This is a genomic window from Actinomadura barringtoniae (assembly GCF_017573505.1).
Classification (GTDB): domain Bacteria; phylum Actinomycetota; class Actinomycetes; order Streptosporangiales; family Streptosporangiaceae; genus Spirillospora; species Spirillospora barringtoniae.
Map to the genome: position 1 here is coordinate 125417 of NZ_JAGEOJ010000017.1, position 23885 is coordinate 149301.

General features: G+C 71.1%; 21 protein-coding genes. 16 read left to right on the forward strand and 5 right to left on the reverse strand.

Annotation, left to right across the window (positions count from 1 at the left end):
* Positions 1-19: 19 nt before the first annotated feature.
* Positions 20-1285 carry a sensor histidine kinase gene (locus tag J4573_RS36985; protein WP_208260758.1) on the reverse strand — a complete coding sequence of 422 codons (1266 nt, stop codon included), beginning with the start codon at positions 1283-1285 and terminating at the stop codon, positions 20-22.
* Positions 1286-1439: 154 nt separating this feature from the next.
* On the opposite strand from J4573_RS36985, the gene J4573_RS36990 reads away from it, so the two are divergent.
* The 7 genes from J4573_RS36990 (at position 1440) to J4573_RS37020 (ending at position 9100) form a co-directional block, all read left to right on the forward strand.
* Positions 1440-2207 carry an ABC transporter permease gene (locus J4573_RS36990; RefSeq protein ID WP_307797197.1) on the forward strand — a complete coding sequence of 256 codons (768 nt, stop codon included), beginning with the start codon at positions 1440-1442 and terminating at the stop codon, positions 2205-2207.
* On the forward strand, positions 2183-2950 hold the full coding sequence (locus J4573_RS36995; RefSeq protein WP_208260760.1) for an ABC transporter ATP-binding protein: 768 nt from the start codon (positions 2183-2185) through the stop codon (positions 2948-2950). The genes J4573_RS36990 and J4573_RS36995 overlap by 25 nt, the downstream gene beginning before the upstream one ends.
* Positions 2947-3984 (forward strand): ABC transporter substrate-binding protein, encoded by a 1038-nt coding sequence (locus J4573_RS37000; RefSeq protein WP_243774167.1) that lies wholly within the window; start codon positions 2947-2949, stop codon positions 3982-3984. Before J4573_RS36995 ends, J4573_RS37000 begins: the two co-directional genes overlap by 4 nt.
* Positions 3981-5114 carry an LLM class flavin-dependent oxidoreductase gene (locus tag J4573_RS37005; RefSeq protein ID WP_208260761.1) on the forward strand — a complete coding sequence of 378 codons (1134 nt, stop codon included), beginning with the start codon at positions 3981-3983 and terminating at the stop codon, positions 5112-5114. Before J4573_RS37000 ends, J4573_RS37005 begins: the two co-directional genes overlap by 4 nt.
* Positions 5115-5178: 64 nt before the next feature.
* Positions 5179-6864, forward strand: coding sequence for a SulP family inorganic anion transporter (locus tag J4573_RS37010; RefSeq protein WP_208260762.1), 1686 nt, complete (start codon positions 5179-5181; stop codon positions 6862-6864).
* Positions 6865-6920: 56 nt separating this feature from the next.
* Positions 6921-7556 carry a class I SAM-dependent methyltransferase gene (locus tag J4573_RS37015; RefSeq protein ID WP_208260763.1) on the forward strand — a complete coding sequence of 212 codons (636 nt, stop codon included), beginning with the start codon at positions 6921-6923 and terminating at the stop codon, positions 7554-7556.
* 53 nt (positions 7557-7609) lie between these two features.
* Entirely contained in the window at positions 7610-9100 is a 1491-nt protein-coding gene (locus J4573_RS37020) for a sugar porter family MFS transporter (protein ID WP_279575713.1), read from the forward strand.
* On the opposite strand, the gene J4573_RS37025 is transcribed toward J4573_RS37020, so the two are convergent.
* Positions 9084-10304, reverse strand: coding sequence for a CapA family protein (locus J4573_RS37025; protein ID WP_208260764.1), 1221 nt, complete (start codon positions 10302-10304; stop codon positions 9084-9086). The genes J4573_RS37020 and J4573_RS37025 overlap by 17 nt on opposite strands.
* 279 nt (positions 10305-10583) lie before the next feature.
* Here J4573_RS37025 and thrS point away from each other — a divergent pair, with 279 nt between their 5' ends.
* On the forward strand, positions 10584-12560 hold the full coding sequence (thrS, locus tag J4573_RS37030; protein WP_208260765.1) for a threonine--tRNA ligase: 1977 nt from the start codon (positions 10584-10586) through the stop codon (positions 12558-12560).
* 48 nt (positions 12561-12608) lie between these two features.
* Positions 12609-13253, forward strand: coding sequence for a hypothetical protein (locus J4573_RS37035; protein ID WP_208260766.1), 645 nt, complete (start codon positions 12609-12611; stop codon positions 13251-13253).
* 163 nt (positions 13254-13416) lie between these two features.
* On the opposite strand, the gene J4573_RS37040 is transcribed toward J4573_RS37035, so the two are convergent.
* Positions 13417-14004, reverse strand: coding sequence for an Asp23/Gls24 family envelope stress response protein (locus tag J4573_RS37040; protein WP_208260767.1), 588 nt, complete (start codon positions 14002-14004; stop codon positions 13417-13419).
* A 177-nt stretch (positions 14005-14181) separates the two neighbouring features.
* Between J4573_RS37040 and J4573_RS37045 the strand changes: the two genes are divergently transcribed.
* The gene (locus J4573_RS37045) at positions 14182-14808 is read left to right on the forward strand and encodes an HIT family protein (RefSeq protein WP_372442966.1); all 627 of its coding nucleotides are present in this window, start codon (positions 14182-14184) and stop codon (positions 14806-14808) included.
* Between the two features lie 49 nt (positions 14809-14857).
* Here J4573_RS37045 and J4573_RS37050 read toward each other — a convergent pair whose 3' ends face one another.
* Positions 14858-15727, reverse strand: coding sequence for a polysaccharide deacetylase family protein (locus tag J4573_RS37050; RefSeq protein ID WP_208260768.1), 870 nt, complete (start codon positions 15725-15727; stop codon positions 14858-14860).
* A 211-nt stretch (positions 15728-15938) separates the two neighbouring features.
* The gene (locus tag J4573_RS37055; RefSeq protein WP_208260769.1) at positions 15939-18104 is read right to left on the reverse strand and encodes an elongation factor G-like protein EF-G2; all 2166 of its coding nucleotides are present in this window, start codon (positions 18102-18104) and stop codon (positions 15939-15941) included.
* Positions 18105-18402: 298 nt separating this feature from the next.
* Here J4573_RS37055 and pgsA point away from each other — a divergent pair, with 298 nt between their 5' ends.
* The 6 genes from pgsA (at position 18403) to pdxS (ending at position 23866) form a co-directional block, all read left to right on the forward strand.
* A complete protein-coding gene (gene pgsA, locus J4573_RS37060; protein WP_208260770.1) occupies positions 18403-19080 on the forward strand; it encodes a phosphatidylinositol phosphate synthase in 678 nt (225 codons plus the stop codon).
* Positions 19077-19982, forward strand: coding sequence for a phosphatidylinositol mannoside acyltransferase (locus tag J4573_RS37065; protein WP_208260771.1), 906 nt, complete (start codon positions 19077-19079; stop codon positions 19980-19982). The genes pgsA and J4573_RS37065 overlap by 4 nt, the downstream gene beginning before the upstream one ends.
* A complete protein-coding gene (locus tag J4573_RS37070; protein WP_208260772.1) occupies positions 19979-21217 on the forward strand; it encodes a glycosyltransferase family 4 protein in 1239 nt (412 codons plus the stop codon). The genes J4573_RS37065 and J4573_RS37070 overlap by 4 nt, the downstream gene beginning before the upstream one ends.
* A 14-nt stretch (positions 21218-21231) precedes the next feature.
* Complete coding sequence (locus J4573_RS37075; RefSeq protein ID WP_208260773.1) at positions 21232-21768, forward strand: hypothetical protein; 537 nt, start codon at positions 21232-21234, stop codon at positions 21766-21768.
* Positions 21769-21812: 44 nt separating this feature from the next.
* On the forward strand, positions 21813-22847 hold the full coding sequence (locus J4573_RS37080) for a DUF3048 domain-containing protein (RefSeq protein WP_208260774.1): 1035 nt from the start codon (positions 21813-21815) through the stop codon (positions 22845-22847).
* 95 nt (positions 22848-22942) lie between these two features.
* The gene (gene pdxS / locus J4573_RS37085) at positions 22943-23866 is read left to right on the forward strand and encodes a pyridoxal 5'-phosphate synthase lyase subunit PdxS (RefSeq protein ID WP_208260775.1); all 924 of its coding nucleotides are present in this window, start codon (positions 22943-22945) and stop codon (positions 23864-23866) included.
* Positions 23867-23885 lie beyond the last annotated feature (19 nt).

Consider the following 23885-nt stretch of genomic DNA (forward strand, 5'->3'; position numbering starts at 1 on the left):
GGAACTCTATGACGAACCGCTACGCCGCCGGATCTCCATAGGGCAGCTCGGCCGCCACCCGCCAGCCCGCGCCGTCGAGCGATCCGGCGTCCAGCGAGCCGCCGAGCATCGCGACGCGCTCGTGCATGCCGACCAGCCCGTGCCCGCCGCCGTGCGACTCGTCGGGGGTGGTGCGGGCGCCGTCGTCGACGACGGTCACCTTGAGCAGGTCCCCGTCGTACCTGATCTCGACCTGCACGCGGGAGCCGGGCGCGTAGCGGGCGGCGTTGCTGAGCGACTCCTGAACGATCCGGTAGGCCGACAGGTCGACGCCCGCCGACACCTCGCGCGGCACGCCCACGATCACCAGGCCGACCGCCAGGCCGGAGCGGCGCGCCCCGGCCAGCAGGTCCTCGACCCGGTCCAGGCCGGGCTGCGGCGCCCGTTCGGCGCCCTCGTCGTCGGAACGGAGCAGCCCCACCACGCGGCGGGTCTCGGTCAACGCGTCGCGGGCGGCGTCGCGCACGACGACGAAGGTCTGCAGCGCCGCGTCCGGCAGGTCGGGGATCTTGTACGGGGCGGCCTCGGCCTGCATCGCGATCACCGACATGTGATGGGCCACCACGTCGTGCAGCTCGCGCGCGATCCGGGCCCGTTCCTCCAGCACCGCCTGTTTGGCCAGGTCCTGTTTGCGCAGCTCCTCCTGCTCGCGCAGGCTCCGTTCGGCCGCCGACCGGCCGCCGACCGCGTCGCCGAAGGTCAGCGCGACGACGACCAGGCCGGTGAGGATCAGCCCGAACCAGCCCGGCATCGCGTACAGCGAGGCCGGCGCGAGCACGACCAGCACGGTGACCGCGCCGACGCCCGCGGTCGTCTGCCGCTCGGACCCGGCCGCGACGAAGAACAGGATGAGCATGAACGCCAGCCACGCGGTCACCGGCCACGGCCAGAAGTACTTGCCGTGGAAGGCCACCGCGCCGATCACGAAGCCGGTCGCGCTGATCCGCCAGGCGAGCACGGGGCGGACGGGGGCGAAGATCAGCGGCAGCGCCTGCGCGACCCCGAGGAGCCAGGCGAGGGTCACGTTGATGTCGCCGTGGTCGTGATAGCCGTTCAGCGGGATGGCGATCGTGCCCGCGGTGAAGCCGATCGTCAGCGCCGTCAGCAGCAGCAGCGCGGGGATCCGCAGCCACATCGAGCCGGGCAGGATCCAGCGGGTCCGCTCGGGCCGGCTCAGGACGGCGTCGCGGATGCCCTGCGTCAGGACCACGCGCTTGTGCGCCACGGAAGGTTCATACTCGTTCATCTCACGTCGAGCCTAGGCCCGCCCCGACCGCGCCGGCCTGCCCCTGGAGGGGGAGATCGGAGGCGGTCCCTGGGTATCGGCACACATCCGCGCGTGTCCTACTTAACCGATATAACCGATTGACTAAATAGGGAATATGCGCGACGCTCTCTCCGTGCGCCTCTCGTCCCTTTCGTCCCTCGGTCGCCTGGCCAGCCCGGTGGCGGTGCTGCTCCTCTGGCAGCTGGCCTCCTCGACCGGGCTGCTGCCGGACCGGCTGCTCGCCGCCCCGGCCGCGATCGCCTCGACCGGCCTGGACCTGATCAAGGACGGCACGCTCGCCGACGCCATCGGCACGTCCGTGCAGCGCGTCGTCATCGGCTTCCTCATCGGCGCCGCCGCGGGGATCGCGCTGGCCCTGGTCGCCGGGCTCAGCAGGCTCGGTGAGAACGCGGTGGACCCGCCCATGCAGATGCTGCGGGCGCTGCCGCTGTTCGGGCTGATCCCGCTGTTCATCCTCTGGTTCGGGATCGGCGAGACGCCCAAGGTGGCGCTGATCGCGCTCGGCGTCGCCTTCCCGCTCTACCTGAACACCTTCGCCGGCATCCGCGGCGTGGACGGCAGGCTCGCCGAGGTCGCCGAGACGCTGCGGCTGAGCAGGGCGGGCCTGATCCGGCACGTCGTGCTGCCGGGCGCGCTGCCCCAGGCGCTGGTCGGGCTCCGGCAGAGTCTCGGCATCGCCTGGCTGGCGCTCATCGTCGCCGAGCAGATCAACGCGAGCTCCGGGCTCGGCTACATGATCAACAACGCCCGCGAGTTCCTGCAGACCGACGCCGTGGTGCTGGGCCTGGTCGTGTACGCGGCGCTCGGCCTGCTCACCGACGCACTCGTCCGCCTGCTGGAGAGGAGAGCGCTGACATGGCGCAAGGGCTTCCTGGTCTGATCGAACCCGCCACGAGCGACGGCCCCGCGACGAGTGCCGAGCACGTCGCCCGGGTGCGGGGGCTGACCAAGCGCTTCGGTGACCGCACCGTCCTGGACGAGATCGACATTGAGATCGCCCGCGGTGAATTCGTCGCGCTCCTCGGCCGCAGTGGCTCCGGCAAGTCCACGCTCCTGCGCGCGCTCGCCGGCCTGGACCGTGCCACCGATGGCGAGCCGGACGTCTCGGGCACCGTCTCGGTCGCCTTCCAGGAGCCCAGGCTCATCCCCTGGAAGCGTGTCTGGGCCAACGTGGCCCTCGGGCTGAAGGCCGCCGACCCGCGCGCCGCGGCCGAGAAGGCACTCGCCGAGGTCGAGCTCACCGAACAGGCCGGGGCCTGGCCCCTCACGCTCTCCGGCGGCGAGGCGCAGCGCGCCTCGCTCGCCCGCGCGCTGGTCCGCGACCCGGACCTGCTGCTGCTCGACGAGCCGTTCAGCGCATTGGACGCGCTGACCCGCATCACCATGCACCGGCTCGTCCTGGACCTGTGGGGCCGGCACCGCCCCGGGATCCTGCTCGTCACCCATGACGTGGACGAAGCCCTGCTGCTGGCCGACCGCGTCCTGGTCCTGGAGGACGGCCGCATCGGCCATGAGTCCCCGGTGAACCTCGACCGCCCGCGCCATCGCGACCATCCCGAACTCATCGAGCTGCGCGCGACCCTGCTCGCCCGGCTCGGTGTCACCCCCGAAGGAACCGCATGACCATCCGCATCACCCGCCGCCTCGGCGCGCTCGCCGCCGCGGTCGCCCTCACGGCCGGGACGCTGGCCGCCTGCGGCGACAGCGGCGACGCCAAGAACGCGGCGATCGGCAAGGACGGCTCCATCGACTTCTCGAAGGTGACGCTCCACCTCGGCGACCAGAAGGGCGCGGGCCTGCAGGCGCTGCTCAACGCGGCGGGCCAGCTGAACGGCGTCAAGTACAAGGTGAACTGGGCCATGTTCACCTCCGGGCCGCCGATCCTCGAGGCGATCAACGCCGGCGCGGTCGACTTCGGCTACGTCGGCAATACCCCGCCGATCTTCTCCGCCGCCGCCCGGTCCAACATCAGGATCGTCGGCGCGTTCGACATCAGCCTCGCCGGTCAGGCGATCCTGGTCCCCAAGGGCTCGACCCTGCGGACCGCGGCCGACCTGAAGGGCAAGAAGATCGCGGTGGCCAAGGGCAGCTCCGCGCACGGCCACCTGCTGTCGGTCCTGAAGAAGAACGGGCTGAGCCTGAACGACGTCCAGCCGCAGTACCTGCAGCCCTCGGACTCGCTCGCCGCGTTCAGCGCGGGCAAGATCGACGCTCTGGCCATCTGGGAGCCCTACACCGCCCAGGTGGAGGCGCAGACGGGCGGCCGGATCCTGCTGGACGGCAACGGCTACACCAACGGGTACGCCTTCGCGGTCACCTCGAAGAAGGTCCTGGGCGACAAGGCCAGGACCGCCGCCCTCAAGGATTTCGTCGGGCGCTACCAGCGCGCGATCGCCTGGGCCGACGCCCACCGCCCGGAATGGGCGAAGCTGTGGGCCCAGCAGACCGGCCTGTCGGTCCCGGTCTCGCAGAAGGCCGTGGACCGCAAGGTCACCAAGGTCATCCCGATCGACGACACGGTGGTGAACTCCGAGCAGCAGCTCGCCGACCTGTTCAGCGACGCCAAGGTCCTGCCCGGCAAGGTGAAGATCGACGACTTCTTCGACCGCCGTTTCAACGACCTCGCCACGACGTCCGGGAAGGCGGCGACCCCGTGAGCCTGAAGTTCCATTGGTTTCTCCCCACCACCGGTGACAGCCGGGCCCTGATCGGCGGCGGGCACAGCATCCCGATCGGCGTCGGGCGGCCCGCGGCCCGGCCCGGCACGGCCGAGCAGGTGCGCCCGCCGGACATCGACTATCTCGCCCAGGTCGCCCGGTCCGCCGAGCAGCTCGGCTTCGAGGGCGTGCTCACCCCGACCGGGACCTGGTGCGAGGACGCCTGGCTGGTCACCGCGGCGCTGCTGCGCGAGACCACGCGGCTGAAGTACCTGGTCGCGTTCCGTCCCGGCTTCATCTCACCGACCCTCGCCGCCCAGATGGCCGCCACCTATCAGCGCATCTCCGGCGGGCGGCTGCTGCTGAACGTGGTGACCGGCGGCGAGCCCGCCGAGCAGCGGCGGTTCGGCGACCACCTCGAGCACGCCGAACGGTACGCGCGGACCGGCGAGTTCCTGTCGATCCTGCGCGGCGCGTGGGGCGGCGAGCCGTTCGACTTCAAGGGCGAGCACTACCACGTGGAAGGCGCGACGACCGCCCGCGCGCCCGACCCGATCCCCGACATCTACTTCGGCGGCTCCTCGCAGGCGGCCGGTCCCGTCGCGGCGAGGCACGTCGACACCTACCTGACCTGGGGCGAGCCGCCCGGCCAGGTCGCCGAGAAGATCGAGTGGATGCGCAAGCTCGCCGCCGACGAGGGCCGCACGCTGCGCTTCGGCATCCGGCTGCACACCATCAGCCGTGACACCTCCGAGGCGGCCTGGGCCGAGGCCGGGCGGCTGCTCGCGGGTGTCGACCCGGCACACATCGCCCAGGCGCAACAGGTCCTGGCCGCGAGCGAGTCGGTCGGGCAGCAGCGGATGCGCGGCCTGCACGAGGACTTCCGGGCCAGCGGTGCGGTCCGCGACCTGGAGATCTACCCGAACCTCTGGTCGGGCGTGGGCCTGGTCCGCGGCGGCGCCGGCACGGCGCTGGTGGGCAGCCACGCCGAGGTCGCCGACCGGATCCAGGAGTACGCGGCGCTCGGCATCGAGGAGTTCATCCTGTCCGGCTACCCGCACCTGGAGGAGGCGTACTGGTTCGGTGAGGGGGTGCTGTCGGAGCTGCGCCGCCGTGACTACGCCGTGTAGTCACATGGAGGCAGTTTGGCTCCGACCGATCGTGACTCTGTGTCACCGAACGTAGCTTCGCGTCATGCGCTCGCTGCGGATGTCCCTCCCGATGCTCCCCGGACGCCGAGATCTGGCGGCCATGCGCCAGGATCCGGCGCGCGACCTGCTGTGCGGCGTGACCGTCGCGATCGTGGCCCTGCCGCTGGCCCTGGCGTTCGGCGCCAGTTCCGGCGTCGGCGCCCGCGCCGGGCTCGCCACGGCCGTCGTCGCGGGCGCGCTGGCCGCCCTGTTCGGCGGCAGTAACCTCCAGGTCTCGGGCCCGACCGGGGCGATGACCGTGGTGCTGGTGCCGATCGTGCACCGGTTCGGCCCGCGGGGCGCGTTCATGGTCGGGCTGATGGCCGGGGCCGTCCTGCTGGTGCTGGCCGCCGCCAGGATCGGCCGGTACGCCAGGTTCCTGCCCACGCCGGTGATCGAGGGCTTCACCGCCGGGATCGCCGTGGTCATCGCGCTCCAGCAGGTCCCGGCGGTGCTCGGCATCGGCGGGCTGCACGGCGACAAGGTCTGGCGGGTCGCCGCCGAGGCGGTCGCCCGGTTCGCCGCGCATCCGGCCTGCGCGCCGGTCCTGATGGCTCTCACGGTCACCGTCGCGCTGCTCGTCGGCGCCCGGCTGCGGCCCGGCATCCCGTTCTCGCTGCCCGTCGTCGCCGTGGTCACCCTGGCCGCCGACCTCGCGGGTGTGCACGTCGCCCGGGTCGGCAACCTGCCCGCCGGGCTTCCCGCCCCTTCGCTGGCCTTCTTCGACCCCGCCGCGCTGGAGGAACTGCTGCCCTCGGCCCTCGCCGTCGCCGCTCTGGCCGCGCTCGCCAGCCTGCTGTGCGCCTCGGCCGCCGACGCCATGAGCGTGCGCGAACGCCACGATCCCGACCGCGAGCTGTTCGGCCAGGGCCTGGCCAACCTGATCACCCCGCTGTTCGGCGGCGTCCCGGCCACCGCCGACATCGCCCGGACGGCCGTGAACGTCCGGGCGGGCGCCCGCTCGCGGCTCGCCGCGCTCACCCACGCCGCCATCCTCGGCGTGGTGGTCTTCGCCGCGGCCCCGCTGGTCGGCCGCATCCCGCTGGCCGCCCTGGCGGGCGTCCTGCTGGCCACGACCGCCCGCATGGTCGACGTCGGGGCGGTGAGCGCCCTCGCCCGCACCACGCGAGGCGACGGCGTGGTGATGGGCCTGACGTTCCTGGTCACGGTCGCGCTCGACCTGGTGACGGCCGTGGCGGTCGGCCTCGGCGCGGCGATCCTGCTGGCGCTGCGGGCCGTCGCGCGCACCGCCAACGCCGAGGTGGAACGGGTGGAGCTGCCCGGGGCCGATCACAGCGCGGAGGAACGGCGGCTGCTCGACGAGCGGATCGTCGCCTACCGCCTGGACGGCCCGCTGTTCTTCGCGGCGGCGAGCGACTTCCTGCGCCGCCTCTCCGAGGTCACCGACGTGCGCGTGGTGATCCTGCGGATGTCGCGGGTCAGCACGATCGACGCGACCGGCGCGCGGCTGCTGCGGAACGCCATCAGGGCGCTGGACAACCGCGGCATCGCCGTGCTGGCGTCCGGGGTTCGCCCCGGGCACACCGAAGTTCTGACCGTTATGGGTGGCCTTGAGGGGAATGTCTTTCTCGACACTCCCGAGGCGATCGCGCACGCCAGAGCCCTGCTGGCCAGCGCTCCGGCCGCCGTTCCGGCCGTCGCGGCCCGCCCCTCGGTCGCCCCGACCTGATCATCCGGGCCCGCTCCGATCTTGCGGGGGCCTGGAGATCGACGGAGACTGCGTGGATGAACGCAGACATCAGGCATCCGATCTTCGCGCGGATCTATCCCCGGATGGACGCCATGATGGCGAAGGCCGGAGTGCCCGAGCACCGCGACGAGCTCCTCCACGGCGCCACCGGGCGCGCCCTGGAGGTCGGCGCCGGTCATGGGGCCAACTTCGCGCACTACCCGAAGAGCGTCACCGAGGTGGTCGCCGTCGAGCCGGAACCCCGCCTGCGCGGCCTGGCGGCCGAGGCGGCGGCCGCGGCCCCGGTGCCGGTCGCCGTGCGGGCCGGGTCCGCGGAGGACCTGGACCTGGACGACGCCTCGTTCGACGTGGCCGTCGCCTCGCTCGTGCTGTGCTCGGTCCGCAACCCCGTCCGCGCCCTGGCCGAGATCCGCAGGGTGCTGCGGCCGGGCGGCGAGCTCCGGTTCTACGAGCACGTCCGGTCCGGATCGCCCAAGTTCGTCCGGTTCCAGCGCTACGCCGACGTGGTCTGGCCCTTCATCGCGGGCGGCTGCCACTGCTCGCGGCCGACCGACGAGCTCATCGCCGCCTCCGGCTTCACGATCACCGGCGTCCGGCGCTTCGACTTCCCCGAGGCCGGAATGCCCAACCCGGCCCAGCCCCACGTCCTCGGCAGGGCCGTCCGCGACTGACGGGCTTGGCGGTAATAGCGCCGCGTGACCGGATCACTGCATAACGTTCCGGGATGCTGGGCAAGATCTGGATCATGGCTCTCGGGGGGAGCGGTGAGGCGCCGAGCGCGCCGCCGCAGCAAGTACAGCCGTCGCACGCGGCGGCCACCGCCATGCTCCTGGCAGGCGCGGCGGCGCTCGGCGGTTTCCTGTTCGGCTACGACTCATCGGTGATCAACGGCACCGTCGACGCGCTCAAGTCCGAGTTCCATCTGAGCTCGTTCGTCCAGGGCTTCGTGGTGGCCTCGGCCCTGCTGGGCTGCGCGATCGGCGCCTGGTTCGCCGGGCCGATCTCCGACCGGATCGGGCGGATCCGGGTGATGCAGATCGCCTCGATCCTGTTCGTGATCAGCGCGATCGGCTCGGCGCTGGCGTTCAACGCCTGGGACCTGACCTTCTGGCGGGTGATCGGCGGTCTCGGCGTCGGGGCGGCCTCGGTCATCGCGCCGGCCTACATCGCCGAGATCTCGCCCGCCTCGATGCGCGGGCGCCTCGGCTCGCTGCAGCAGATGGCGATCGTGCTCGGGATCTTCGCCGCCCTGGTCGTCGACTACGTGATCGCACGGGTGTCCGACGGCGGTGCGAGCGGCGAGTTCCCGTGGGGCGGCACGGCGTGGCGCTGGATGTTCGCCAGCGCCGTGGTCCCCGCCGTGATGTACGGGGTCATCGCGACCACGATCCCCGAGTCGCCCCGCTACCTGGTCAAGAAGAAGCAGCTCGGCCAGGCCCGCCAGGTGCTGCTGAAGGTGATGGGCAAGGGCGACGTCGACACCAAGCTGAGCGAGATCGTCAAGTCGATCGCCAGCGACCGGCCGGTGACGCTGCGCGACCTGAAGGGGTCGCGGTTCGGACTGATGCCGATCGTGTGGGTCGGCATCCTGCTGTCGGTGTTCCAGCAGTTCGTCGGCATCAACGTGATCTTCTACTACTCGTCGTCGCTGTGGCAGGCGGTCGGCTTCAGCGAGAACGACGCGATGCTCACCTCGGTGATCAACTCGGTCGTCAACGTGGTGTCCACGCTGATCGCGATCGCCCTGGTCGACCGGGTCGGCCGCAAGCCGCTGCTGCTGGTCGGGGCCGCGGGCATGGCGATCACGCTCGGCGTCATGACGCTCTGCTTCGCCACCGCGCCGATCGTCGACGGCGATCCCAAGCTGGACGGGTTCGCCGGCACCGCCGCGCTGATCGCCGCCAACCTCTACGTGGTCTCGTTCGCCGCGACGTGGGGCCCGGTCGTCTGGGTGATGCTCGGCGAGATGTTCAACAACTTCATCCGAGCCTCGGCACTGGCCGTCGCCGCCGCCGCCCAGTGGATCGCCAACTGGATCATCACCGTGACCTTCCCCGGCCTGTCCGGGGTCTCACTGGGCCTGGCGTACGGGCTCTACACGGTCTTCGCGGTCCTGGCCTTCCTGTTCGTCATCAAGAACGTGCCCGAGACCAAGGGGCGCGAGCTGGAGGACATGGACGACCTGGATCTGGAGCACGCTAGCGGGCGAGCGTGACAGCGGCGCCGCGGCTGCGGGCGACCGCGTAGGTTCGCTGGAGCACCGCGTTCAGCTGCTGCCGCCGCGGTCCGTCCAGGTTCGGGTCCGCCAGGGACGCGGTCACGTCGACCAGGCGGAACGGCGGGCCCGGGTCGATGAGGGTCGGCACCATCTCGGCGCGGGTGACCTTCCAGCGGGCGCCGGAGCGGGCGAAGGTGAACCGGGCGACCATGCCCTCGTGCTTGTCGCCCGCGTTCGGCCCCTGGCTGGCGATCAGGTTGCCCAGCCCGTAGGCGACCCACTTGCCGTTGGTCGCCCGCCCGAACGGCTGTACGACGTGCACGTGATGGCCGATGATCAGGTCGATGTCGCGCGAGGCCAGCAGCTTGCGGGCCAGCTGGATCTGCCCGGCCGTCGGCTTGTGCTCGTACTCCCTGCCCCAGTGCATGCTGACGATGACGACCTTGGCGCCCGCCATCCGGGCCCGCTTGGCGTCGGCCAGGATGCGCGCCCCACTGATCTGGTTGGTCAGCCAGGGCTTGTCCTTGGGGATCTTGTAGCCGTTGAACCCGTAGGCGTAGGAGAGCTGGGCCACCGGGACCTTCTCGGGCCCGACCCGCAGGATGTCCGGCCGGGCCGCCTCCGCCGCGTTGCGCGCCGAGCCGGTGTGCGCGATCCCGGCGCGGTCCAGGACGTTCAGCGTCCGGTCGACCCCCGCCGCGCCCTTGTCGAGGGTGTGGTTGGAGGCCGTCGAGCAGGTGTCGTAGCCGAGGTCGGCGAGCGCCGGGGCGATCTCCTGCGGGACGCTGAACGCCGGGTAGCCGCTGAACGGGCCGCGCGGCGGGGCGAGCGGCGTCTCCAGGTGGCAGATCGCCAGGTCCGCCGAGGAGATCACCGGCTTCACCGAGGCCAGGATCGCCCGGTAGTCACGCTGTCCGCCGCCGTCCAGGCGGGCCTGCCGGGAGACCGAGTCGTGCAGCAGCACGTCGCCGCTCGCCGCCACCGTGAAGGTCCCCGGCACCCGCGGCTGAGCCGAGGCGGCCGGCGGAAGCCCGCCGGGCAGGCCCGAGGACGGCGCGGCGGGCGGCACGGCGGTCGCGGCAGGCAGGCCCCCGTGGCCGCCGGCGTTGCGGCTGCTGACGTGCTCGGAGTCGTCCTGGCATCCCGAGGCCAGCGCGGCGAGCGTGAGGGCCGCCATCGCGGCGGCGGGCAAGGTGCGCACGGAGCGGGACGCTAGGCGGGGCCGCGGGGGAGGGGCCGCGCGAATCGCCGCCTCATTGCGGAAGGTTTACGGCTACCATGTAAACCATGGCGGCCGTAGACGAGACGACGACGCCGGGTCGCTCCCGGCGCCACGGTCGCATGCTCTGAACTTCGCACGCGGTGAGGCCCCGGGACACCATCCCGGGGCCTCACTGCTGTCAGGGCCTCGGCTCGATAGCATGCGAACGCCATCTGATCCTGGCGACGATCCCCAGTAACGACCCGCAGAGGAGTACCCGTGTCCACCGTGTCTGAGCTGCGCATCACCCTCGACGGAAGCGAGCGAGTGGTGCCCGCCGGCACGACCGCCGGGCAGGCGCTCGAGGCGGACGGGCGGAGCGTGATCGCGGCCCGGGTCGGCGGCGAGCCCCGCGACCTGGAGTACCAGGTGCGCGAGGGCGACGTGGTCGAGCCGATCGAGATCTCCTCGATGGAGGGCCGGGCGATCATGCGGCACTCGGCCGCGCACGTGATGGCGCAGGCCGTGCAGGAGCTGTTCCCCGAGGCCAAGCTGGGCATCGGCCCGCCGGTCGAGAACGGCTTCTACTACGACTTCGACGTCGCCGAGCCGTTCACCCCCGACGACCTGAAGCGCATCGAGAAGCGCATGCGCGAGATCGTCAAGCAGGGCCAGCGGTTCTCCCGGCGCCCGGTCTCCGACGACGACGCGCGCGAGGAGCTGGCGGGCGAGCCCTACAAGCTGGAGCTGATCGGCCTCAAGGGCTCCGCCGGGTCCGACGACGGCGCCGACGTCGAGGTGGGCGCGGGCGAGCTGACCATCTATGACAACCTTGACGCCAAGTCCGGCGACCTGCGCTGGAAGGACCTCTGCCGGGGTCCGCACCTGCCGACCACCCGCGTCATCCCCGCGTTCAAGCTGATGCGCAGCGGCGGCGCGTACTGGCGGGGCAGCGAGAAGAACCCGCAGCTCCAGCGCATCTACGGCACCGCCTGGGAGTCGCGCGACAAGCAGGACGAGTACCTGAAGTTCCTCGAAGAGGCCGAGAAGCGCGACCACCGCAAGCTGGGCGCCGAGCTCGACCTGTTCTCCTTCCCGCCCGAGCTCGGCAGCGGCCTCCCGGTCTTCCATCCCAAGGGCGGCATCATCCGCAAGGAGATGGAGGACTACATGCGCCGCCGGCAGGCCGAGGCCGGCTACGAGTTCGTCAACACCCCGCACCTCACCAAGTCGTCGCTGTTCGAGCTGTCGGGCCACCTGCCCTACTACGGCGACGACATGTTCCCGGCGTTCGAGCTGGACGGGGTCGACTACCGCGTCAAGCCGATGAACTGCCCGATGCACAACCTGATCTTCCGGGCGCGCGGCCGGTCCTACCGCGAGCTGCCGCTGCGGCTCGGCGAGTTCGGCTCGGTCTACCGGTTCGAGAAGTCGGGCGTCGTGCACGGCCTCACCCGGGTGCGCGGCATGACCCAGGACGACGCGCACATCTACACCACCAAGGAGCAGATGACCGACGAGATCAAGTCGCTGCTGAGCTTCGTGCTGAGCGTGCTGCGCGACTTCGGTCTGTCGGAGTTCTACCTGGAACTGTCCACCCGCGACGACTCCGACAAGTTCATCGGCGAGCAGGCCGACTGGGACGAGGCCACCGAGGCGCTGCGGCACGCCGCGACCGAGTCCGGCCTGGACCTGGTCGACGACCCGGGCGGCGCGGCCTTCTACGGCCCGAAGATCTCCGTCCAGGCCAAGGACGCGATCGGCCGGACCTGGCAGCTGTCCACCATCCAGCTCGACTTCAACCAGCCCAAGCGCTTCGGCCTGGAGTACCAGGCCGCCGACGGCTCGCGGCAGACCCCGGCGATGATCCACCGGGCCCTGTTCGGGTCGATCGAGCGCTTCCTCGGCGTGCTGGTGGAGCACTACGCGGGCGCGATGCCGCCGTGGCTGTCGCCGGTCCAGGTGGTCGGCATCCCGATCAGCGACGACCACGTGGCGCACCTGGAGAAGGTCGCCGCCGGGCTGCGGGAGCGCGGCGTGCGGGTCGAGGTGGACACCTCCTCCGACCGGATGCAGAAGAAGATCCGCAACGCCCAGAAGCAGAAGATCCCGTTCATGCTGCTGGCCGGTGACGACGACGTGGCCAAGGACGCGGTCTCGTTCCGCTACCGCAACGGCGAGCAGAAGAACGGCGTCGCGATCGAGGACGCCGTGGACGAGGTCGTCAAGGCGGTCGAGGCGCGGGTCCAGGTCTGACTTGGTAGCCTCGACGGTCACTTGTACCGAACGGGGAGATTCGCGGAGATGAAGTCCAGGAAGCCGGGGTCGCCCAAGAAGTCGGGGCGGCTCCGGAACCGGGTCCTCCGGGCCCTGGGCTACGGCGGCACCGCGGCGCTGGTGGTCGCGGCGATCGTGGTGCTGATCATGCCGCTGGTCAAGAAGGACGACGGTTCCGGCGCCGCGGGCGCCGGGCCGACCGCGGGCGGCGGAGGCGGCCAGACGACCGGCCGGTCCACGACCCCGGGCAACGGCGGCGGCTCCCCGTTCCCGAGCAACCCCGCGCCCCAGCAGAACAACAGCGGCCGCCCCTACCCCGGGCAGTCGTCCGGATCCGGCTCCGGCCAGGGCGGCAATGGCGGCGATCAAGGACCGCCGCTGCCGGGCTCGGGCGGCGGCACCGGCGTCGGCATGTGCCCGGTCGGAACGGCCGTCTACCACGACGTCGGCGGCGCCCTGGAAGTGATGATCAAGGTGGCCGGCAGCGGGCTGGTCAAGGCCGAGGCGTCCCTGCGCGGGCGGCCGAGCGTCACCCGGCAGTCCAGCGTCAAGGGCGGCGCCCCGGTCACGCTCACCTTCAACGGCGTGCCCACGGCCCTGGTCGAGCGGGTCAAGGTGACCACGTTCTCGGTCGGCGCCGCGATGGACAACTGCTACGCCACCCCGGGCTGAGGCCCCGCACGGGCCGGGCGTCCTGACCAGCGAGAAACTGCTTGGTATCGCGCTCCGCCGTGTCTAGAGTGCGTGACCAGTCGTCGGGGTCGTTCCTGTGGGCGGGAGGGGAACGACCCCGATCCCTGCCCTGGGACGTGCTCGGCCTGGCCTTTGGCTTCGGCTAGGCCTTGGCCTCGGCGGGCATCCGGACGTCCTCGACGGCGACGTTCACCGCGACGATCCGCATGCCGAGCATCAGCCCGACCACGCGGGCCACGTTGGTCTTCACGACCTTGGCCACGTCCATGATCACGCTGCCGTACTCCATGATCACGCTGAGGTCGAGCGTGACCTCGTTGTCGTGCACGTGGATCCGCACGCCGCGCCCGCCGGGCCCGAGGTGCGGCTCGTCGCCCGGCTCGAGCCGGCCGACGAGCTGCGCGACGCCGGTGACCTCCAGCGCGGCCAGCGTCGCGATCTTCTCGATGACCTCGTCCTCTATGGTGATCCGGCCCTTCACCAGCGACCCGGCGGACGCCGGCTCGCGGCCCTCCAGCGGCTGCATCGGAACGTGGTCGGAGGTGTCGCGCGGCTGCGAGTGCCGGCCGCCCGGCGCCTGCGCGGGCACCAGCGGCGGCGGGGTCAGCGGCGCCCCGGTCGACTGGGGGACGGCCTGGCCGGACGGGCCGGGGAAGAACGGCATGGACCTGACCTCGGGACGCGGCCCTTCTCCGCCGTTCCCCGAATAGCCCTTGTCGAGCTCGGTCATCGATCAGCCCCCAGAGGTGGATGGTGTTCCATGGTGTCGAAGAGGCGCCTGCCGCGCCCGCTCAAGTCTGGATTTCAAGGGCGCCTTTCCGGACGCCGCCGGGTATCCCGGCTTCAGGCCGTCCGGCTTCTCTCTCTATGCTGCTGGTCAGGCCGTGAACAAAAGGAGAGCGCCGCCTTGAGCGTAGAGCCGGAGGAGCCCGTGGTGCAGGAGGCGCGCGACGACGCGCCCGAGTCGGGCACGGAGAACGCACGCAAGCCCCATTACGAGGAAGAACGGGGCGGTGCGGGCATACCCGACAACTTCCAGCGGCTGTGGACCCCCCACCGAATGGCGTACATCAAGGGGGAGAACAAGCCGAGCGGCGGGGGTTCCGGAGACGGCTGCCCGTTCTGCGAAATTCCCAAGATGTCGGACGAGGAAGGCCTCGTCGTGGCGCGCGGGCACTCGGTTTTCGCGGTGCTGAACCTCTACCCCTACAACTCAGGGCACCTGATGGTGGTGCCGTTCCGCCACGTCGCCGACTACACCGAGCTGGACGAGGCCGAGTACGGCGAACTGGCCACCTTCACCCAGCGTTCGCTGACCGCCCTGCGCAAGGCGAGCGGCGCGCAGGGCTTCAACGTGGGCATGAACCTCGGCCTGGTCGCGGGCGCGGGCATCGCCGCCCACCTGCACCAGCACGTCGTGCCGCGCTGGGGCGGCGACACCAACTTCATGCCGGTGGTCGGCCACACCAAGGTGCTGCCGCAGCTGCTCCGCGACACCCGCCAGCTGCTCGCCGACGCCTGGCCGGGCGCCTGACCGGGTAACTGGCCGAGCCGGGTCTTTGCTGCCTGGGCGAGCCGGGCCTCTACGGCTTGGGCTGGCCCGCGGCCTGTTCCACCGGGGTGGGCTTGGTCGGGGCCGCGGGCGGACCGGCGGCCTCGACCAGCTCGGAGACGGTCACGAACTCGTACCCCTTGGCGCGCAGGCCGCGGATCATGGGCACGAGGTTCTTCAGCGCGACGAGGCGGTCGGGGTGGCCGGTGTCGTGGGCCAGCACGATCGTCCCGGGCCTGGTGTTGTTGACGATGTAGTCGACCAGCTTCGGCGGGTTCTTCTCGTAGGTCTTCTCGAGCATCTTGATCGACCAGATCGTCAGGTCGTAGCCGAGCGAGCCCGCGGCGCTCAGCGTGGTGCCGCCGAGCTGCCCGTACGGGGGCCGGAGGCGGCGCGCCTCCTTGCCGGTGATCTGCTCGATCGCCGCGTGCGCGCGGTGGATCTGCTCGACGGCCTTCTCGTGCGACAGCCGCGACAGGTCGGCGTGCTGCCAGGTGTGGTTGCCGGCCTCGTGGCGGTCCATCCGGCCGTGCACCAGCCGGGCGTTCTTCACCAGCCGCTCGCCGACCAGGAAGAAGGTGGCCTTGACCTTCTCGGCGTCCAGCACGTCGTGGACCATGGAGGTCCAGTTCGGCATCGGGCCGTCGTCGAAGGTCAGCGCGACCAGCTTCTGTGAGGTGTCGACCGACCAGGTCACGTCGACGTGCCCGTGCACGGGCTGCCAGGGCCCGGCGACCGGGACCGACATCGCGGACGCCGGGGTGCCTTCCGGCGCCGCGTCCGCGGCCGCGTAACCACTGCCCGCGCCGACGGCCAGGCCGCCCGCCGCGATGCCGACGCCCTTGAGGAAGCCCCTGCGGCCAGGCTTCGCGGGCGTTTCTTCATCCCCCGTAATTGTCATAGCAAACGTAAGAATGGCATAAGCCTGGGAAGACTCCGTCCGCCGTACGGGTGAACCACTGTCCGCCTCAAGGATGATCCGCCGGTAAGGCGCTCATTCGGGCGCCTTACCGGCGGATCGACCTTCCGGTCCTCCCCGGCCTGAGTCAGCTTGGGCAGTCAGCCTGAGCGGTCAGCCTCGGCGGTCAGCTTGGCGGTCGGCCTTCCTGCCGTCAGCCCTCCTTGGAGTCGGCGGCGACCTTGTCGGCCAGGTGCGAGGGCAGCGGCTCGTACCGCAGGAAGACGCGGCTGAACGTGCCGGTGCCCTGCGACATGGACCGCAGGTCGATGGCGTACCGGATGATCTCCAGCTGCGGCACCTCCGCCTTGATCATCGTGCGGCCGCCCGGCACCGCCTCCGAGCCGAGCACGCGCCCGCGCCGGGAGGTGAGGTCGGACATGACCGCGCCGACGTAGTCGTCGGCGATGAGGACGCCGACCTCGTCGACCGGTTCGAGCAGCAGGATCGGGACCTTGCCCGCCGCGTCCTTCAGCCCGAGCGCGCCCGCCGCCTGGAAGGCCATGTCGGAGGAGTCCACCGAGTGCGCCTTGCCGTCGCGCAGCGTGACCTTGATGTCGACCAGCGGGTAGCCCGCCGACACCCCGCGCTCCATCTGCTGCCGGACGCCCTTCTCGACCGACGGGATGAACTGGCGCGGGACCACGCCGCCGACGATCTTGTCGACGAACTCGAACCCGCCGCCGGAGCCCAGCGGCTCCACCTCGATGTGGCAGATGCCGTACTGGCCGTGCCCGCCGCTCTGCTTCACGTGCCGGCCGAGGCCGGGCGCGCTGCCGCCGAACGTCTCGCGCAGCGGAACGCGCAGGTCGATCCGCTCGACCTCGACGCCGTAGCGGGTGCGCAGCCGCTCGATCAGGACGTCCGCGTGGGCCTCGCCCATGCACCACAGGACCAGCTGGCGGGTCTCGGAGTTGTTCTCCAGCCGCAGCGTCGGGTCCTCGGCGACCAGCCGGCCGAGCGCCTGGCTCAGCTTGTCCTCGTCGGCCTTGGAGTGCGCGCGGATCGCCACCGGCAGCAGCGGGTCGGGCATCGACCACGGCGCCATCAGCAGCGGCTCGTCGGCGGCCGACAGGGTGTCGCCGGTCTCGGCCCGGCTGAGCTTGGCGACGGCGACGATGTCGCCCGCGCCGCACGACGTCGACGTGCGCTGGGTCTTGCCGAGCGGTGAGGTGAGCGCGCCGACGCGCTCGTCGATGTCGTGGTCCTCGTGGCCGCGGTCGGCCAGGCCGTGTCCGGACACGTGCACGACGGTGTCGGGGCGCAGCGTTCCGGAGAACACCCTGACCAGCGAGATCCGCCCGACGTACGGGTCGGAGGTGGTCTTGACGACCTCCGCGACCAGCGGCCCCTCCTGCAGGCACTCGATCTGCTTGGACGGCCCGCCCGAGACCGCGGTGACCGGCGGGATGCCGTGTTCGAGCGGCGACGGGAACGCCTGGGTGATGACCTCGAGCAGCTCGCGCATGCCGATGACCGGACCGGGGTGGTCGCCGTGCGGGACCGAGGTGGCGAGCACGGGATAGAACGTGCCCCGCGCCACCGCCGTCTCCAGGTCCTCGATGAGCGCCTTGACGTCGATCTCCTCACCGGACAGGTACCGGTCCATGAGGGTCTCGTCTTCGCTCTCCTGGATGATCCCCTCGATCAGCGAGGCCCGCTGCTCGGCGATCTGGTCGGCGAACCGCGGGTCGGGCATGCACTCGACCGGGTCGCCGCCGGAGTAGTCGAAGCAGCGCTGGGTCAGCAGCCCGATGAGGCCGGTGACCTCCTCGCCAGACGTCGCGGGGAAGTAGCAGGGCAGCACGCCCTCGCCGAACGCGTCCTGGCAGCTGAGGACGACGTCGTCGAAGTCGCCCCGCTGCTGGTCGATCTTGGTGATCACGACCGCGCGCGGCATGCCGACCGCGGCGCACTCCTCCCAGAGCATCCGGGTGAGGCCGTCGATGCCGTCCACCGCCGAGATCACGAACAGCGCCGCGTCGGCGGCGCGCAGGCCCGCCCGCAGGTCGCCGACGAAGTCGGCGTAGCCGGGGGTGTCGATCAGGTTGACCTTGATGTCGCCGTGCATGAACGGTGCGAGGGCGAGGTTGACCGAGCGCTGCTGGCGCACCTCCACCTCGTCGAAGTCGCTGACCGTCGTGCCCTCCTCGACACGGCCGGCCCGCTGGATCGTCCCGGTCTCGGCGAGCAGGGCCTCGACCAGCGTCGTCTTCCCCGCCCCGGAATGGCCGACCAGCGCGACGTTGCGCACCTTGTCGGGCGAGCCGGCCTCCGGTGCCCTGCCGGCGGCTCCCGGGTGTCCTCCTCTGTCGGCCATGACTACCTCCTCGGACGGGCCCTCGCGTGCGGCCCGTGCGCGCAGTTGTCGCGCCCGGCCCGTGCGGGTCGGGCTCGCGTCCGAGTGCGGCGCCATGGCGTGACCGGCGTCACACCCGTGTCATCACCATTTCCCGTGACGGCCAGGATCTCAAGGGGTGAGCTTCAACTACCCGTCATCTCTTTCCACCCGTACCGGGATCTACGCCCTGCCTCCGCCACCTTTGAGCACCTGGCGCACTACGATGGCTGCGCTCGGTCGGCGGGCGCCCCCAAAGAAAATCTGAGAACGGACGGCGATGCTCAACAAAGTACGGCCCGCGCTGGGGCGTGTCCTCACCCCCATCGGGAAGGCGGTCGCGCGGACCGGGATCACGCCCAACGCCGTCACGATCATCGGCACGGTCGGCGTGGTCGCCGGCGCGATCGGCTGGTTCCCGCACCAGGAGTACTTCTGGGGCACGATGGTCATCACCGCGTTCGTGCTGTTCGACATGCTCGACGGCGCGGTCGCCCGGGTCACCGGCAAGATCTCCAAGTTCGGCGCGTTCCTCGACTCGACCATGGACCGGATCGCCGACGCCGCGATCTTCTCCGGCCTGATGATCGGCCTCTACCGCGAGGGCGACCGGGACACGCTCGCCGCGCTGGCGCTCTACTGCATGGTCGCCGGCGTCGTGACCTCCTATGCCAAGGCCCGCGCCGAGAGCCTCGGCTACACCTGCAACGTCGGCATCGCCGAACGCGCCGAGCGCACCATCCTCGTGCTCGTGGCGACCGGCCTCGACGGCCTCGGCGTCCCCTACGTGCTGGCCGCCGGGCTCGTGGTGCTCGCCGTGCTCAGCACGATCACGGTCGGCCAGCGGCTCGGCACGGTCTACAAGCAGGCGCAGGCGGAACAGAAGCCGAAGACCGAGTCGCAAGGGTCACAGGAGTCCCCCCGGACCGAGGAGTCATCCGCGGAGTCGCGCACATGAACCTGCCCTTGCAGGACGAGGTCATGGACGCCGCGTACGCGATGGGCTGGACCGTGGTCCGCAAGATGCCCGAACGCACCGCGCGGCTGGCGTTCAACGCCCTGGCCGACCGCACCTGGCAGCAGCACGGCGGGCGGGTGAAGCAGCTGGAGAAGAACCTGTGCCGGGTGCTGGGCAAGGACGCCGTCGACGACGAGGTCCGCCTCCTGAGCAAGAAGGTCATGCGCTCGTACTTCCGTTACTGGCTGGAGGTCTTCCGGCTGCCGGAGTACGACAAGGACCGCATCGTCGGCAAGATGCGGGTCACCGGCCACGAGAAGCTCTTCGGCACCCTCGACTCGGGTCGCGGCGCGGTGCTGGCGCTGCCCCACATGGGCAACTACGAGCAGGCGGGCGCGTGGCTGGTGCACAGCGGCTACCCGTTCACCACCGTCGCCGAACGGCTGAAGCCCGAGTCGCTGTTCGACCGGTTCGTGGAGTTCCGCGAGGGCCTGGGCATGGAGGTGCTCCCGCACAAGGGCGCCTCGGCGTTCGGGCGGATGGCCCAGCGGCTGCGTTCCGGCAGGCCGGTCTGCCTGGTCGTCGACCGCGACCTGACCGAGAGCGGCATCGACGTCGAGTTCTTCGGGCGGACCGCCCGCATGCCGGCCGTCTCCGCGGCGCTCTGCGTTCAGACCGGTGCGGCGCTTTTCCCGGTGACCCTTTGGTACGAGGGCGAATACTGGGGAGCACGGGTCCACGACGAGATCCCGGTACCGGACGAGGGCGGCAGACAGGAGAAGATCCAGGTCATGACCCAGGAGCTCGCGCGCGCCTTCCAGGAGGGCATCGCCGCGCATCCGGAGGACTGGCACATGCTCCAGAAGGTGTGGGTGGAGGACTTGGCGGGGGCCGGCCGGTGAAGGTCGGGATCGTCTGCCCGTACACCTGGAACGTCCCCGGCGGTGTGCAGCAGCACATCCGCGACCTGGCCGAGGCGCTGATCGGCTTCGGCCACCACGTGTCGGTGATGACGCCCGCCGACGACGACGCCCCGCTGCCGCCGTACGTGGTGTCGGCCGGCCGGGCCGTCCCGGTTCCCTACAACGGCTCGGTGGCGCGGCTGGCGTTCGGCTTCCTGTCGGCGGGCCGCGTCCGGCGCTGGATCAACGAGGGCGAGTTCGACGTGCTGCACGTGCACGAGCCCGCCGCGCCGTCGCTCGGGCTGCTGGCCTGCTGGGCGGCCGACGGCCCGATCGTCGGCACCTTCCACGCCTCGTACGAGAAGTCGCGCGTGGTCTCGGTGACCGCGCCGATTCTGCAGAGCGCCCTGGAGAAGATCACCGGCCGGATCGCGGTGTCCGAGGCCGCCCGCAAGACCCTGGTCGCCCACCTGGGCGGCGACGCCGTGCTGATCCCGAACGGGGTGGCGACCGAGCGCTACGCGATGGCCGAGCCGCTGCCGGGCTGGCCGGGGCGCCTCGAGGGCGACCACCGGCGAAGCCCTCTCCCCGCCCCGCCGGGGGGTGTGGGGGGTCGTCCCCCCTCGGGCAACGCCGATGGCGACCAGAGCCGTTCCGGGGGCGGGACGCTGGGCTTCCTCGGGCGGATGGACGAGCCGCGCAAGGGGCTGCAGGTGCTGCTCAAGGCGTTCGAGATCCTCGGCCGCCAGCGGCCGGGCCTGCGGCTGCTGGTCGCCGGTCCCGGCGACGCCGACGACGCGATCGCCAAGGTCTCGCACGAGCTGCGCGACCGGGTCGTGCTGCTCGGCATGGTGAGCGAGGAGGACAAGATCCGCGCCTACCACTCGGTGGACGTCTTCGTGGCGCCCAACCTCGGCGGCGAGAGCTTCGGCATCGTGCTCGCCGAGGCGATGTCGGCGGGCGCGCCGATCCTGGCCAGCGACATCGAGGCGTTCGACCGGGTGCTGCTCGGCGGCAGGGCGGGTGCGCTCTTCCCCGTGGGAGAACCCGAGGCCCTCGCCGCGGCGGCGGGGGAGCTGCTGGACGATCCGGCCCGGCGCAAGCACCTGTCGGCGGAGGCACGGGCCGCCGTGCGCGCCTACGACTGGTCCTCGGTGGCCAGGGACGTCCTGCGGGTGTACGAGACGGTCGCGCTCGGCAGCGGCGGGGTCGTCGAGTCCGGCGCCCTGGCTTGATGAGGAGCTGAGCGGTGTTCCCCGACTGGATCATCGACGTGCTCTTCTGGGTCGCCGTCGTCTTCCTGATCGGCGTCTACGTCTCCTGGCGTGCGACCCGGCTGGACCGGCTGCACGTGCGCGTCGAGACGGCGAGGGCGGCGCTGGACGCCGCCCTCGTCCGGCGGGCCGCGGTCGCCCTGGAGCTGGCCGCCTCGCATCTGCTCGACCCGGCGACCAGCCTCGTACTGGCCACGGCGGCGCATGAGGCGCGGACCGCCGACTCCGACAATCGCGAGTTCGCCGAGAGTGACCTGTCGCGGGCCTTGCGCGCGGTGGTCGACCAGCCCGACTTCGCCGTGACCCTGGAGGCCAGGGGCAACGGCCAGGCCGTTCTGGAGGAGCTCGGGGCCGCCGCGGCCAAGGTCGCCTACGCGCGGCGCTTCTACAACGACGCTGTGTCAGCGGCCCGGATCGCCCGCCGGAAGTTTCTCATCCGCGTGTTGCCCCTGGCAGGACGGGCTCCCGTACCGGGCTTTTTCGAGATAGACGACGATCCACCCAAGCTGTAAGCCACTCCCTGTAACCTCTGGCGGGTCACCGGCAGAAAGGGTGAATGGTGCGAACCGCATGGAACGGGACCGTCCAGGGTCGGGCGGCGGCGGTGCTGGGGGTCGTCGCGCTCGGCGGCGCGCTGGCCGCGTGCTCGAGCTCGGACAAGCACAAGACCGCCACGCCGTCGAGTCCAGAGGCGCCGCCGGCCAGCGAGACGCCCGCGCCCACCACCCATCCGTTCAACGGCGGCAAGACCGGCCTGAAGAACCCCGTCCTCGCGGTCAAGGTCGAGAACACCCGCTCCTCGATGCCCCAGGCGGGCGTCAAGGACGCCGACATCGTCTACGTCGAGCAGGTCGAGGGCGGCGAGACCCGGCTGATGGCGATCTTCTCGTCCAAGCTCCCCAAGCGGGTCGGCGCGGTCCGCAGCGCGCGCATCTCCGACCTGCACATCCTCCCGCAGTTCGGCAAGCCCGCCTTCGCGTTCTCGGGCGTCCAGCCCGCGATGAAGAAGTACATCCGCCGGGCGCCGGTCTTCGACATCTCCCAGGACAACGGCGGTTCGGCGTACTACCGCTACGGCGAGCACCCGATCCCCTACAACCTGTTCGCCAACCCCAAGGACCTGCTCAAGCAGGCGCCGAAGGCGACCGGGCCGCGCGACATCGGCTTCACGTTCGGGCCGGCGCCCGACGGCGGCAAGCCGATCAAGAACTTCACCGCCAAGTGGCCCGCCACCACGATGGGCTTCTCCTGGTCGGCCAAGCAGAACCGCTGGCTCACCTCGTTCAACGGACGGCCGGACATGGCCCGCGAGGGCGGGCAGCTGGGCGGCAAGACCGTCGTCGTCCAGCAGGTCAAGACGACCCGGTCGCAGTTCAAGGACGTGCTCGGCGCCTACACCCCGCTGATCAAGTCCGTCGGAACGGGCAAGGCCACCGTCCTGCGCGACGGCAAGGCCTTCGACGCCCAGTGGTCGCGGCCCTCGGAGGACAAGGGCACGACCTACACCACCCCCGACGGCAAGCCGCTGAACTTCCCGCCCGGCCAGGTCTGGGTCGTGCTGGTCAACGAGGGCAAGCCCTACATGCCGTAAGAGGCCCCCTGCGTGTCCTGACACTGTGCCGGGTCGAGATGCGGCGGGAGCAGGCAATATCATGGAGACATATCCGTCGTCCGTTCATGTGAGGAATGCCCGTGTCCGCTGCAAGTTCCGTCCCTGAGAACACCACTCCCGCGACCGGCACCGCCCGGGTGAAGCGCGGCATGGCGGAGATGCTCAAGGGCGGCGTGATCATGGACGTCGTCACGCCCGAGCAGGCGAAGATCGCCGAGGACGCCGGCGCCGTGGCCGTCATGGCCCTGGAGCGCGTCCCCGCCGACATCCGCGCCGAGGGCGGCATCTCCCGGATGAGCGACCCGGACATGATCGACGGCATCATCAACGCCGTCTCGATCCCGGTCATGGCCAAGGCGCGCATCGGGCACTTCGTCGAGGCTCAGGTGATCCAGGCGCTCGGCGTCGACTACATCGACGAGTCCGAGGTGCTGACCCCGGCCGACTACGAGAACCACATCGACAAGTGGGCCTTCACCGTGCCGTTCGTGTGCGGTGCCACCAACCTGGGCGAGGCCCTGCGCCGCATCACCGAGGGAGCGGCCATGATCCGCTCCAAGGGTGAGGCCGGCACCGGCGACGTCTCCAACGCCACCACCCACATGCGCAAGATCCGCGGCGAGATCCGCAAGCTGCAGGGCCTGCCCGAGGACGAGCTGTACGTGGCCGCCAAGGAGCTCCAGGCCCCGTACGAGCTGGTCAAGGAGGTGGCGCAGGCCGGCAAGCTGCCGGTCGTGCTGTTCACCGCCGGCGGCATCGCCACCCCGGCCGACGCCGCGATGATGATGCAGCTGGGCGCCGAGGGCGTGTTCGTCGGCTCGGGGATCTTCAAGTCCGGCAACCCGTCCCAGCGCGCCGAGGCCATCGTGAAGGCCACCACCTTCCACGACGACCCCGACGTGATCGCCAAGGTCTCGCGCGGGCTCGGCGACGCGATGGTCGGCATCAACGTCGCCTCGCTCGGCGAGGACCAGAAGTTCGCCCACCGCGGCTGGTAGGCCCTTAAGGCCCACGGGT